This window comes from Saccharothrix xinjiangensis, from assembly GCF_039527585.1.
GTDB lineage: Bacteria > Actinomycetota > Actinomycetes > Mycobacteriales > Pseudonocardiaceae > Actinosynnema > Actinosynnema xinjiangensis.
In genome coordinates this window covers 212,491-226,994 of record NZ_BAAAKE010000014.1, presented here as the reverse complement: position 1 = coordinate 226,994, position 14,504 = coordinate 212,491, and the positions used below count along the sequence as shown (strand labels likewise).

At 76.3% G+C, this 14,504-nt stretch carries 2 protein-coding genes; both read right to left on the bottom strand.

Features of this window, described 5'->3' with window-relative positions:
- The coding region (locus ABD223_RS26145) for an amino acid adenylation domain-containing protein (RefSeq protein WP_344039153.1) at nt 1-6,592 on the bottom strand (6,592 nt) is incomplete at its 3' end.
- A complete protein-coding gene (locus ABD223_RS26140) occupies nt 6,579-14,483 on the bottom strand; it encodes a thioester reductase domain-containing protein (RefSeq protein ID WP_344039152.1) in 7,905 nt (2,634 codons plus the stop codon). The genes ABD223_RS26140 and ABD223_RS26145, both read right to left, overlap by 14 nt.
- Nucleotides 14,484-14,504 lie beyond the last annotated feature (21 nt).

Here is a 14,504-nt window from a genome sequence, read left to right as displayed (position 1 = left end):
TGCCGTAGGGGATTGTTCGCCATTCGGGTTTGACTTGGTGGATGTGGTGCCAGATGTTCCAGAGGGTGGTTTCGGTGGGTCCACCCACACTGGTGATGGTCGTGTCCGGCGCGTGGCGGCGAATGCGGTCGGGCAATGTCAGGGGGATCCGGTCACCACCGAGGAGCGTCGCGCGCAACGACCGCAGCCGGTCCCCGTCGACGTCCTCCAGCAGCATGACCATCATGGCCGGGACGGAGTTCCACAGGGTGACGCCGTGCCGGCTGATCAGCTCGGCCCAGTGGGCGGGGTCGCGGGAGCTCGCGGCTTCCGGGACGACGGCCGTGCCGCCCGCGCCGAGGACGCCGAAGACGTCGAACACCGACATGTCGTGGTGCAGGCCCGTCAACGCGAGGACGCGGTCGTCCGGGCCGATGTCGAACTCGTCGATCGTTTCGCGCAGTGCGTTGACCACGCCGCGGTGCTCGATCATCGCGCCCTTGGGCGTCCCGGTCGAACCGGAGGTGAGCAGCACGTAGGCCAGGCTGCGGCCATCGGACTCCACCGGCAGCGGCTCCGCGGGCAGGTCCTCCGGCAGCGGCGCGTCGACGCACAGGTGCGCGACCCCCTCCGGGACCAGGCCCCGCTCCAGCACGGTCGTCTGCGTCAGCACCAGCTCCACGCCGGCGTTGTCGAGGACGCGCCGGATCCGCTCGGCCGGGTGCCCGGCGTCGACCGGCAGGTACGGGGCGCCGCTGAACAGGACGCCGTAGGCGGCGACGAACTGCTCCCAGCCCTTGTCCATGAGGATGGCCACCGGGTGGTCGACCCGCGCTCCGCGCCCGCGCAGCCACCAGCCGACCCGGCAGGCCGCCGCGTGCAGCTCGGCGAAGGTCAGCGACCGGTCCGCCGCCACCACCGCGGTCCGGTCCGGGTGCGCCTCCACCTGCCGGAGGAACAGGTCCTGGACCAGGGCGTCGTCCTCGACCACCCGGTCCGGGCCCGCGCAGACCCGACCCGGCACCGGGCCGATCGGGTCGGCGCCCGACCAGGCGCCCTCGTCGGTCGCGAGCCGCCGCAGCACCGACGTGAACGCGGCGAACATGTCCTCGACCACGCCGGGCGGGAACAGCTCCTCCACCACGTCCCAGTGCAGGTTGAGCCCGTCGGGGTGCTCCTCGACCTGGAAGTCCAGCCAGACCTGCGGCGTCTGGGAGACCGCGAACACCGGCTCCAGGATCTCCGCCAGCTCGGGGACGCGGCCACCCGACAGGGCCAGGGCGCTGGTCATGACGACGGGCATCAGGGCGCGGTCGAAGCCGCCCTGCTGGCGCATCAGCTCGCGCAGGATCCAGACGCCGGAGACGTGCTGGTAGCTCAGGTCCTGCCAGAGCTGTTCCTGCAACCGGCGTGCGCGCACGTCGAACGGGGCGGCTTCGCGGTTGTCGACCTCGACGAAGGTGAAGGACGCGAACTGTCCGACGACGCGGTCGACGTCGTCGTGCACCGGCAGCCGGTTCATCCGCGGCACGTTGAGGGTGAAGTGCCTGCTCTCGCTCCACCGGCCCAGGACCTCGGCGAACACCGCCAGCAGCAGGCCCGACGGCGAGAGCCCCCGCACCCCCGCCGCACCGCGCAACGCCGACCAGGTCCCGTGGTCGACGATCCGCGCGTACCTGGCGAAGCGCGGCTCGGTGACGGCCCTGGGGTCCACGACGAGGGGCAGCCGGGGCGCGGGCGGCAGCTCGGCGACCCGCTCCCGCCAGTACCGCTTGCTCTGCTCCTCCAGCTCCGTGCCCGCCAACCGGTCCTCGGTGGCGACGTAGTCGCGGAACGACAGCCCCGGCAGCGGCAGGTCGACGCCGGGTTCCACGTAGAGCCGCGACAGCTCGTCGAACAGCACGTGCCAGCTGGCGAAGTCGCAGATCAACGCGTCCATGCTGAGGTGGACGCGGGTGTGGCCGCCGGCCAGCAGGCTGGCGCTCACGTCGAACAGCGGCCACTCGTCGGCGGGCCGCACCTCGTGGGAGAGCCGGTCGCGGATGCCGGCCAGCTCGCGGTCCACCGCCTCGGCGTCGGCGTCGCGCAGGTCCCGCACCGCCAACTCCCAGGGCCCGGCTTCGGGCAGGACCCGCTGCCGCCCCAGCTCCACGTCGATGACCAGCCTCATCGCGTCGTGCCGGTCGACCAGCCGACGCCAGGCGTCCTCGAACCGGCCGAGGTCGAACCCGGTCGCGTCGAACTCCAGGTACACGTGGGTGGACACGTTGCCCAGCTCGAAGTCGCCGGTGCGGCCCAGGCAGTACGCCTGCTGGGTGTCGGTGAGCCGGAACCACTCGTACCGGTCGGTCGACGACCCGGACGCGGCCGCCGGGAGCCGGACGTCCGCGATGCCCTCGGCCAGCCGGTTGCGGTCGACGAGCGTGGCCATCCGGGCGACCGACCCGGCGGAGAAGACGTCGCGCAGGGCCACGTCGACGTCGAGTTCGCCGCGGATGCGGGAGACCAGTCGGGTGGCGGTCAGCGAGTCGCCGCCCAGTTCGAAGAACTCGTCGTGCACCCCGACCACCGGCACGCCCAGCAGCTCGCGCCACACCGACACCAACCAGCCCTCGGTCGCCGACCGGGGACCCACCACGCCCTCGTCGTCGCCCTCGCCGACCGGCACGGGCAGCCGGCCCCGGTCGACCTTGCCGTTGGCGCTCAGCGGCAGCTCGTCCAGCCGGACGAAGTAGGCGGGCACCATGTGCTCCGGCAACCGGGTCGACAGCCAGTCCCGCAGTGCCTCCGGGGTGCCCGCGGCCTGGTCGCCCGCCGCCCGGTCGCCCGCAGCGCCCCGGTCGTCGGCGGGCGCGCCGGCCGGCCGGGACTTGTCCGCCCGGCCGCCCAGCACGGTGTGGGCGAGCACCTGGTCCCGACCCAGCCCGAACAGCTCGCGGACCGGCTCGAAGTCCAGGGCGCCCACCGGGCACAGGCCGACGTCGGTCGTCGCGGCCCACTCCATCAGCAGCTGTCCCATGTACCCGGCTTCGAGCAGGCACAGGTCGCGGCCCAGCTCCCCGTACGCGGGCTCGACCACCGCGAGGTCGGCCACCAGGAACAGGGAGAACGCCGAGGTGTCGAAGGGCTCCCGGTTGTGCTCCGCGTGCGCGGACCGGTCGATCGCCCGCGCCTCGCCCGGCTCGCCGACCAGGACCAGGCAGCCCTCGCGCGGGTCGTAGCGGTACGCCCCGCCGCCGATCCCCTCGACCCGGCCGGGCGCGACGTGCACGTAGGTCGTGACCGGGTAGAGGCTGCCGCCGGAGGGGTACCGGAGCTTGGGCAAGCCGTCCAGCTCGATCTCGCGCAGGGTGTTGAGGCAGTCGCTGAACTCGGCCAGGGTCACGGGCTCGGGCAGGAAGCGGCGATCGGTGCGCCGCCTCGCGTACCGGTCGCGCAGCTCGTCGGTGACCTCGGGCGTGTGCAGCGCGACCCGTTCGCGGCCGTCGTCGTCGTGCCGGTCCCGCCGGGACAGCAGCCGCTCGGCCCGCGACAGGTCGGGTGTCCCGGCCCGGTTCGGCACGACGTACGCGGCGAGCGCGCGGTAGCCCGGCCGGTCGGCGTGGGGCAGCGCGGTCACCACGGCCGCGCCCACCGCCGGGTGCGCGGCGAGCGCCGACTCGACCTCGCCCAGCTCGATCCGGTGGCCGCGCACCTTGACCTGGAAGTCCTCCCGGCCCAGGAACCGGATGGAGCCGTCGGGCAGGTAGCAGCCGAGGTCGCCCGTCCGGTACAGCCGCTCGCCGGTGCCCGGGTGGACGATGAAGCTCGCGGCGGTGCGCTCCGGGTCCCGCCAGTACCCGCGGGCGAGGCCGACGCCGCCGATGTGGAGCTCGCCGGGCACCCACACCGGCCGGGGCGCCAGCGCGTGGTCGAGCACGTGGAAGGTCTGGTTCGCCAGCGGTCGGCCGTAGGGGACGCTGGGCTGGTCGGGCGGCACGTCGTCGGCGGGGTGGTGGATCGACCAGATCGACGCCTCCGTGGCGCCGCCCAGGCTGATCACCCGCATCCCGGGCGCCAGCCCCCGCGCCCGGCCCGGCAGCGCCACCGGGATCCAGTCGCCGCTCAGCATGGCCAGCCGCAGCGTGCCCACCGGGCCCTCGCCGGCCTGCTCCAGGTGGTCGCAGAACAGCTCCAGCAGCGCCGGCACCGAGTTCCACACCGTGACGCCCTCGCGGCGGACCAGCTCGGCCCAGGCGCGCGGGTCGCGCTCGCCACCCGGTTCGGGCAGCACCAGGACGCCGCCCGCGGCCAGGGTGCCGAAGACGTCCCACACCGACAGGTCGAAGTTCAGCGCCGACAGCCCGAGCACGCGGTCCTCGCCGCCGACGCCGAACCGGGTGTTGACGTCGAGCACGGTGTTCAGCGCCGCGCGGTGCTCGATCATCACGCCCTTGGGCTCGCCGGTCGAGCCGGACGTGAAGATCACGTAGGCCAGGTCGGTCGGTTCCTGCGCCGCGGGCAGCGGCGCGTCGTCGCAGCCGGCCCAGGTGTCCTCGTCGTCGACGGCGAGCGGCTCCACGCCCGCCGGCCACTCCCGGACCCGGTCCAGGACCGCGCGCGTGCCCAGGACGACGCGCACCCCGGTGCGCGTCAGCAGCGTGGTCCGCCGGTGGGCGGGCAGCGCCGGGTCGACGGGCACGTACGCCGCGCCGGACAGCAGGACGCCGAGCACGCCGGCGACCTGCTCCCAGCCCTTGTCGGCGCAGACCGCGACCAGTTCGCCCGGCACGGCGCCGCGTTCGCGCAGCCCGCGACCGATGCGGCGGGACCGGGACAGCAGCTCGCCGTAGGTCAGCGAGCGGTCCCCGGAGACGACGGCCACCCGGTCCGGGTGCCGGTCCGCCGCCTCCTCGACGGGCCGGTGCAGCAGCCCGTCGGGGAGCGGGACGCCGGTGGCGTTCACCTCCCGCACCAGCCGGCGCTGGGCCTCGGGCACCAGCAGGGCCCGGTCCGGTCCGGCGCGCCACGCGCCCCCGTCGTCCGCGAGCCGTTCGAGCAGGTCCCGGTAGGCGTCGACGAGGTCGTCGAGCAGGCCGGGCGGGAACAGCGGCTCGACCGCGTCCCAGCACACCACCAGCTCGTCGCCCTGCTGCTGCACCTGGTTGTCCAGGTGCACCTGCGCGGTCTGGGACTGGGCGGCCACCAGCTCGCCGAGCCCCGGCACCTCGTCCCCGACGGCCAGGAACGGCCGGTCGAGCAGGCTGGTGAAGACCACCGGCATCCGGGACCGCTCCGGGCCGTGGGCGCGGGCCAGCTCGCGCAGCACCCGCACCCCGTTGAACGCCCGGTGCGGCAGGTCCCGGCGGAGCTGGTCCCGCACCGCCGCGGCGAACTCCGCGAAGCCCGACCCGGTCGACGCGTCGACCTCCAGCAGCACCAGCGAGGTGAAGTCGCCGACGACGCCCTCGAACTCCGGGTGCGCGCCGACGCGGTCGCCGACCGTGACGTTGAGGGTGAACCGGGGTTCCTTCGACCACGCGGACAGCACCAGGGCGTACGCCGCCGCGAGGACCCCGGACGGGGTGAGCCCGTGCTCGGCGGCCCGTTCCCGCAGCCGGTCCCACCTGGACGCGCCCAGCCGGAACCCGCGCCGGCCGAACCGGGCGCGCACCGCCGACGGCGCGGCGGCCAGCGGCAGCTCCGGCGCGGGCGGCAGGGTGTCGACCCGCGAGGTCCAGTAGCGGCGGGCGCGCTCGAACTCGCCGGTCCGCTCGACGGCGGCGAGCGCGGTGACGTAGTCCCGGAACTCCGCGGCCGGCGCGGGCAGCGGTGCGCCGGGGTCGGCGTGGAGGGCGGCCCACTCCCGCAGCACGACGCGGATCGAGTGCGCGTCCAGGACCAGCAGGTCCAGGGTCAGGTGCACCAGCGCCCGCCCGCTGGGCAGGAGCTGCGCGCGCAGGTCGAACAGCGGCCACCGGTCGGCGGGCGGCACCCGGAGGCACATCTCCTCCTGGACGTCCGCCACCCGCGCGGTGACCGCCGCCGCGTCGTCACCGGACTCCGCGGACAGGTCCTCGACCGGCACGGTGAACTCCGGCACGGTCTCCAGCACCCGCTGCGTGCCGTCGGCGAGCACCACCGCGCGCAGCATCGGGTGCCGCTCGACCAGCGCGCGCAGCACCGACGCGGTGCGCGCCGGGTCGAAGTCCGCGTCGGTGAAGCGCAGGTAGAGCCTGGTGGCGGAGCCCAGCTCGTACAGCTCCGAGCGGCCGAGCCAGTAGGCGTGCTGCACGTCGGTCAGCGGGAACGGCTCGAACCGCCCGGCGGGGTCGGCCGCGGCCGGTGGACCGGCCGCCCGGGGCGGGGCGTCGCCGCCGGTCGCCCGCAGGGCGGCGACCCGGCCCGCGATGTCGCGGATGGCGGGGTTCTCGCCGAAGACCTCCTCGGCGATGCCGACCCGGTACTCGTCCTCGATCAGCGTCACCAGCTCCATCGCGGCCAGCGAGCTGAGCCCGACGGCGAGCAGCGAGTCGTCGGGCGTGACGGCGCCGGCCGGGTACTTGGCCAGCCGTTCGACGATGCGGCACACATCGTCCGCGATCAGGGCGCGGTCGCGCTCACTGGACGCCATGGTGCGGTTCCCCCGATTTCGTCGTCTGCGTGTCGCGCACGGGTGGGACGAGTGCGCCGGTGTCGATGAAGTGCCGCAGGTAGCGGTCGAGCACCGACGCGTCGACGACCGGGCACGAGAGGCCCGACCCGGCGAGCGCGGCCGTGGTGTTGCGGCAGTCCAGGCGCACGCCGCCGAACGCCGGCATCCCGTCGGCGGCGACGTCGAGCAGGGTCGCCACCGACGCCCGGCTGCCGTTCGCGCCGGCGCCGTTCGCCGCGTGGCCATTCGTCCCGCTGCCGTTCGCGCCGGCGCCGTTCGCCCCGCCGCCCCCGGTCGACATCCGCGCCACCCAGTCCGCGTAGGGCACCTCGGTGAGCCGGTACCCGGCGGCCCGCAGCCGCTCGACGACCAGCTCCAGCGGCACCGGCGCGGTCGGCGCGAGGTGGTAGGACCCGCCGGGCGAGTCCTGGTTCAGGGCCAGCCACACGACCACGCGGGCCACGTGGTCGACCGGGACGAGGTCGACGCCCGCCCCCGGTTCCACCTCGGGCACCACGCCCAGCTCCGCGCAGGCGGCCAGGGACTGCCACAGGGAGGCGTCCGGGCTGCCCGCGCCGGTGCGGGAGTCGCCGCCGACCCGGGCCGGCCGGTACACCGACACCGGCAGGCCGCGCGACCGCGCGGTCCGGTCCAGCTGCTCGGCGACCCACCTCGTCCGCACGTACCCGGACTCGACGACGTCGCCCGGCGCCACCTGCGCGTCCTCGAACAGGACCTCGGCCGGGCGGCGGCGGTCGAAGAGCACGCCCGGTGTCGAGATGTGGTGGACCGGCACGGCGCGGTGGCGGGCGGCCAGCCGGAGCACCTCGCGGGTGCCGCCCGCGTTCACGCCGCGCAGGCTCTCGTAGCCCGCGGCGAGGTTGGCCGCGCTCTCCGCGTGCACGACCAGGTCCGCCTCCCGCGCCAGCCGGTCGAACTCCGCCGCGCCCAGGCCGAGCAGCGGCGCGCCCGGGTCGGCCGGCACCGCGCGCACCCGCCCGCCGACCTCCGCCTCGGCGGGCAGCCGGTAGCGGCGCAGCGCCGCGCGCAGCTCCGCCTCGGCCCGGTCGGCGTCGTCGGCCCGCACCAGGCACCAGACCGTGGCCCGGGTCCGCGCCAGCAGCTCGTCGAGCAGGAACGCGCCGAGGAACCCCGCGGCCCCGGTGACGACGACGTGCCGGGGATCGCGGGCGGCGGCGAGGTCGGGCGGGCCGGGCGCGGTGATCACCGGGTCGAGCTCGGCCTCGGCGAGCAGGTCGGGCGTCGTCGCCGCGCCACCGTCGCGCGCCCGCTCGACCGAGCGCGCCATGCCCTCCACCGTGGGTTCCCGGAACAGCTCGGCGAGCCTCAGCTCGACGCCCAGCCGCTCGCGGACCCGGTGGGCCAGCTGCGTCATGCGCAGCGAGTGCCCGCCGAGGTCGAAGAAGCCGTCGCGGACGCCGACCCGCTCCAGGTCGAGGACCTCGCACCAGACCTCGGCGATCTCGCGCTCCAGCGCGGTCCGGGGCGGGGTGCCGTCGTCCCGGTGCGACTCCGCGCGGGAGTCCCGCCGCAGCGCCTCGCGGTCGACCTCGCCGGTCCCGGTGGTCGGCAGCGCGTCGCGCGGCACGACCCGGCACACCGCCGTGCCGCCGTACCGGTCGGTCAGCACCTCCTCGCCCCGCGACGGCTCGACGCCGCCGCCCGCCACGTAGCCGGTGAGCGCCAGCACCGGGCGGCTCGGGGCCGCCACGACCGCGCGGGTCGCGGGGTTGCCGGAGTCCACCCCGACCACCACGTACGGCTCGTCGTGGCGCAGCGCCACCTCCAGCGACGCGATGCCCTGCGCGGCGGTGATCCGCTGGAAGCCGCGCGCCCGGGACAGCTCGGCCGCCTGGTAGCCGGCGCTCATGCCGATGTCGTCCCACATGCTCCACGCGATCGACCGCGCGTCGTGCCCGCGGGCGCGCTGGGCGTGCGCGAACGCGTCCAGGTGGCTGTTGGCCGCGGCGTAGGCGCCCACCGTCGCGCCGCCGAAGAAGCCGTTCACCGACGAGAAGCACACGACCAGGCAGCCCGTCCGGTCCGCCAGCAGCGACCCGATCGCCCGCGCGCCGGCCGCCTTCGGGGCGTACACCTCGTCGAACAGCGCCACGTCGCCCTCGGCCACCAGGTGCTCGGCGAACCGCCCGGCGAGGTGGAAGACGCCGTCCAGCGGCCCGCCCCACCCCGCCTCGGCCGCGTCGACCGCCGCGCGCAGCGCCGTCGCGCCGGTCACGTCCGCCGCCGCGTACCGCACCTCGCCGAGCCGCCGCAGCGACTCCAGCGCGGGGGAGGGCTCCGGGACCTCCGACCGGCCCACGACGAGCAGCCGCGCGTCGTGGGCGGTCAGCAGGTGCCGGCACAGCAGGGCGCCCAGCCCGCCGAGGCCGCCGGTGACCAGGTAGCGCCCACCCCGGCGGATCGGCGACCCGCCGGGCGGGTCGACCGGGAGCGGCACCCGCGCCAGCCGGGGTACCAGCCGCCGGCCGCCGCGGTAGGCGACCTCGGGCTCCGCCGTCCCGCCGCCGAGCTCCGCGACCAGCGCCCGCGCGGCCCCGGCGGGGTCGTCGGCCGGGAGGTCCACCCGGCGGCAGCGCAGCGCCGGCGCCTCACCCGCCGCGCTCTTGAGCAACCCGCGCACCGCCGCGCGGTCCGCGTCCACCGCGTCCCCGGGGTCCACGGCCATCGTGCCGCTGCCCGCCACGACGACGTCGACGCGCCGTTCCCCCGGATGCCGGGCCAGCGCGCGCAGCAGGTGCAGCACGCCGTGCGGCGCGGGGAACCCGGCGCCGCCGAACGACCACAGGTGCAGCACCCCGTCGACCTCGACGCCGTCGTCGGCCAGCGACGCGAACAGGCGGTCGTGGTGGTCGGCGTCGGCCGGGTCGACCCGGTAGCGCCCGCGGTCGACCCGCTCGAACCCGGCGCCCGCCTCGACCCGGACCGCGTCGGGCAGCGCGCCGAGCACCGCCTCGCCCAGGCCGTCCCGGTCGAGGAAGACCAGCCACCCGCCGGCCGGCGCGCCGGCGGGGGAGAGGGCGCGCGGTCGCCAGACCTGCCGGTGGAACCAGTGGGGGATGGTGTTGTCCCGGCCCAGCAGCAGGTCCACGCGCCGGACGACCGGCTCGAACCCGCCGGCCTGGAACCGCTCGCGCAGCAGGCTCCGCTGGAGCTTGCCGATCTCGGTCTTGGGTATCGCCTCCCGCGGCACCGGCAGCACGTGGTCGGGGTTGACGCCGATCTCGCGCACGACCCTCGCGCGGACCTCCAGGACCGCGGCGCGCTCGTCGAACCCGGGCCGGGGGTGGAAGAAGATCGCGAGCTGGTCGGTCGTGCTCGTCCCGTCCCGGACCGTGCAGGCGGCGGTGAAGGACCGCTCGACGCACGGCGCCTCCTCGACCACCGCCTCGATCTCGTGGCTGTAGTGGTTGACCCCGTTGATGATCACGACGTCCTTGGCGCGCCCGGTGATGGTCAGCGCGCCGTCGCGCAGGCGGCCGAGGTCGCCGGTGTCGAACCAGCCGTCGGCGGTGAACGACGCCGCGTTCTGCTCCGGGTTGTCGTGGTAGCCGCCGGTCACCGTCGGCCCGCGCACCTGGAGCCTGCCGGTCGCGCCCTCCGGGACGAGCCGGTCGTCGCCGTCGACGATCCGGACGGCGGTGCCCGGCACCGGGCGGCCGACCTCGACGAAGGCGTCCTGGTCGCTGGTCGTGGCGAGCCGGAAGGCGTCGGAGTAGGTCACCGCGGAGGAGGTCTCCGACATGCCCCACGCCGGGCGCATGGCCGTGGCGGGCAGCCCGAACGGCTCCAGCGCGGCCAGGAAGCCCCGCGCGACCCGCGCCATGATCGCCTCGCCGGCGTTGAGGATGAACCGCAGGCAGGACAGGTCCCAGCCGCGGCCGGCGAAGTCTGCGGCGCGGTCGGTCACCAGGCCGTAGGCGAAGTTGGGCGCCCAGGTCACGGTGGCCCGGTGGCGGTCGACCAGGTCGAGCCACCGGACCGGGTCCTCCAGCACCCGCTGGGTGGGCGCGTGCACCTGCCGGCAGCCCAGGTAGACGTCGCGGACGTGGAACATGACGATGCCGCCGACGTGGTCCATCGGCATCCAGTTGAACGACACGTCGCCGGCGTGGAAGCCGTTCATCGCGGCGGTGGCCGCGCACCGGCCCAGGACGTTGCGGTGGCGCAGCGCCACGGCCTTGGGCACCCCGGTGCTGCCGGAGGTCAGCAGCAGCAGCGCGAGGTCCTCCGGCGACGCCGCGTGCCACCGCCGGTCCGGCGTTCCCGCGCGCAGCTCCTCCAGGACGCCGACGCGCACCGGCCCCCAGTCCCGCGCCGCGGCCGCGGCGCGCACGCCGCCCGCCCGCTCCCGGTCGGTCAGCAGCCACGGCCGGCCCAGCGACCTCCAGGCGTTCTCCAGCCGCGCGAGACCGCTGCCGGCCTCCTGGTAGCCCGGCGGCACCCCCAGGGGCACCGGGACCACGCCGCCGAGCACGCACGCCCAGAACGCGGTGACGAAGTCGCGGTTGTCCGCGAACTGGAAGATCGCCTTGTCGCCCGGCGCCAGCCCGGCCGCCCGCAGCCCGGCGAGCACCCTGGACGCCTCGTCCAGCAGCTCGTCGTAGCGCACGCGGTCCTCGCCGCCGTCCGCGCCCACGTAGACGACCTCGCCGGCGCCCGTCGCCGCGCGCAGCAGCGCTTCGCCGAGCGTGGCGACGGTCGGCTCGGGCGCGGGGCCGCCGTGGCTGATCGAGTCGGGCGCGCCCTCGTGGTCGCCGGGCGCTTCGACGCGGTCGACGACCGGCGCCGCCCCGGCCCCGGCGTCGGCGGCGCCGTGAGCGGGTCGGGCCACGCCCAGGTCGTCCAGGTGCAGCCGGGGCGCGGTGGTGGCGGTCTCCTCGACCACCGCCGCCGCGCGCAGCACGCCGGGCCGCTCCGCCAGCAGCCGCTCCCAGCCCGCCGCGAGGTCGTCGTCGACGACCGGGAGCGCCCTCAGCGCGACGTGGTCGGGCAACCCGGCCGCGGTCAGCGGGATCGCGGTGACCGGCACCAGCGCGCGCGGCGCCCACCGCGCGGGCCACGCGGCGGCCTGCGCCGCGCGGAGGGGTCCCGGGCGCCACGGCCCGGTCGGCACGACGTAGGCCACCGGCTCGGTGGCGCCCCCGGTGGTCCGCCGCACGAGGACCTCGGCGTCGGCGATGCCGTCGTGCTCCAGCAGGGCGTCCCGCAGCTCGGCGAGCGGCAGCTCCTCGCCGGCCACCAGCGGTGCGCCGGACTCGGGCCACTCCGGGACGAGCGCGCCGTCGGCCAGCCGCCGGCCGCGCCCACCGACCGGCACGACGCCGTCGCCCGTGCGCACCGCCAGGTCGCCGACGACCCCGACCGGCACGACCCGGCCGTGCCCGTCCACCACGCACCACGGCGAGGCGCCGCCGTCGAACGGCACCGGCTCGTCCGGGCCCCGCGCGTCGTCCGCGCGGACCCGGTGCACGGCCAGGTGACCCGGCGTCGAGACCGGGGCGAAGAGGTGGTGCAGCCCGGCGGGCACGTGCTCGGCCACCCGCCGCGGCAGCGGCTCCCCGCCCGTCAGGACCAGCCGCGGGACGGCCGGCCAGGTCCCGGTGTCGCCCAGGCCGGCCAGCGTGGACGGCAGCAGGTGCGCCGCGGTGACCGGGCGCCGCTCCAGGAGCCGCCGCAGGGCGGCCGGACCCGGGTCGGGTTCGTCCGGGACGACCACGGCGGCGCCGGCGGCCAGCGCCCACAGCACCGACCACAGCTCCGGGCGCGGTCCCGCCCCGGTCGCCGGCAGCACGCGGTCGGCCGCGGTCAGCGGGCAGCGCTCGCCCAGCGCGCGCAGCTCGGCGGCGAGTTGGCCGTGCGTCGCGACCACGGGGCCGGTGGGGCGCGCCCACACCAGGGCGGGCGCGTCCGCGTCGTCATACCGGGGCACCGCCCCCGGCGACGGGGAGGTGAACCACGTGTCGTCGACGGTCAGCACGTCGAGCGCACCGGCCGGGCGGTCGTCGGCGCGCAGGACGACGGACGCGCCCGCCCGCGCCGCGACCCGCTGCCGGAAGGCCGTCGGGTGGCCGGGGTCCAACAGGACGCACGCGCCGCCCGCGAGGAGCGTGCCCAGCACGGCCGCGACGCGTCGCCAGGACAGCGGCAGGTCGACGGCCACCCGCGTGCCGGGTCGCACGCCGGCGGCGAGCAGGCGTCCGGCGAAGCCCTCGGCGCGGTCCCACAGCGACCGGTGGTCGAGCCGGGTGCCACCGTCCAGCACCGCGTCGCGCCCCGGCGCGAGGGCCGCCGACGCCCGCAGCGGGTCCAGCAGCGGTCCCCCGTCGCCCGTGCCGACCGGCGGGGGAGGGGGTTCGGGCGTGACGAGCGCCCGTTCCGCCGCCGACATCAGGGTCAGCTCGTGCAGCGGTCGCCCGGCGTCCTCGGCGATGGCGGTCAGCAGCGACTCGTAGTGCCCGACGACCCTGGCCGTCGTCCCCGGCTCGAACAGGTCGAGGCTGCCGGTGAGCACGCCCTCGACGCGCCCGGCGGCCTCCCAGCAGTGCAGGGTCAGGTCGAACTGGGCGGAGGTGGTGCCGGCGTCGGCGACCCGCACGTCCAGGTCGCCGATCCGCCCGACGGCGGGCGGGTGCTGCATGACGAACATGACCTGGAACAGGGGGTTGTCGCCGAGGTCGCGCTCGGGCCTCAGCTCGGCGACGAGGTGGTCGAACGGCAGGTCCTGGTTGGCGTAGGCGCCGAGGCAGGTGCGCCGCACCTCGGCCAGCACCTCCCGGAAGGTGGGCAGCCCGCCCAGGTCGGTGCGCAGCACGACGGTGTTGGCGAACAGGCCGATCACCGACCGGGTCTCCGGCCGGTCCCGGCCCTCCACCACGGACCCGACGACCAGGTCGGTCTGCCCGGTGTAGCGGTGCAGCAGGACCTTGAACGCCGCGAGCAGCGCCATGTACGGCGTGGCGTCCGCCTCGTGGGCCAGTTCCCGCAGCCGGTCGGCCACCGGGCGCGGCACGGCGAACCGGCAGCCGGCGCCGCGGAAGGTCTGCCGGTCCGGCCGGGGGCGGTCGGTGGGCAGCCGCAGGCGCGGCGGTTCGCCGCCGAGCCGGTCCCGCCAGTACCCGAGCTGGTCCCGCAGGCCGTCGTCGCCGAACCGCCGCCGCTGCCACTCGGAGAAGTCGGCGTACTGGACGGGCACCGGCGGCAGCGGGTCGCCGTCGCCGGCCCGGAACGCCTGGTACAGCGTCGTCAGCTCGCCGAACAGCACGCCCAGCGAGCGGCCGTCGCCGATGATGTGGTGCATGGCCAGCAGGAACACGTGCGAGTCCGGCGCGACCCGGAGCAGGTGGAACCGCGCCAGGGGCGCCCGGGTGAGGTCGAAGACCTCTCGGGAGCGGGCCCGCAGCCACGCCCGCACCTCGTCGCCGAGGTCGTCGCCGGTGACCGGCGCGCCCGCGTGCTCCTCGACCGTGAGGGGCAGCTCGACCTCGGGCCGGACGACCTGCCTCGGCTGCCCGTCCACGACGTCGAACCCGGTGCGCAGCGACTCGTGCCGCGCGACGAGCCGCTCCAGCGCGGCGCGCAGCGCGGGCACGTCCAGGTCGCCGGTCACCCGGACGGCCATGGTCATGTTGTAGAAGGGGCTGTCCGGTTCCACCTGCGCGAGGAACCACATGCGCCGCTGCGCGAAGGACGCCTCCACCGCCGGGCCGGTCGACCTGCGGGGGATCCCCTCGCGGGTCGACCGACCGCCGGACAGCCACCTGCTCAGCAGCTCCTGCTTGACGTCGGACAGCGCCTCGGTCCTGTCGGGCGAACCTCCGGGCGTGCTCATGCCGGGTGCACCTCCGTGTCC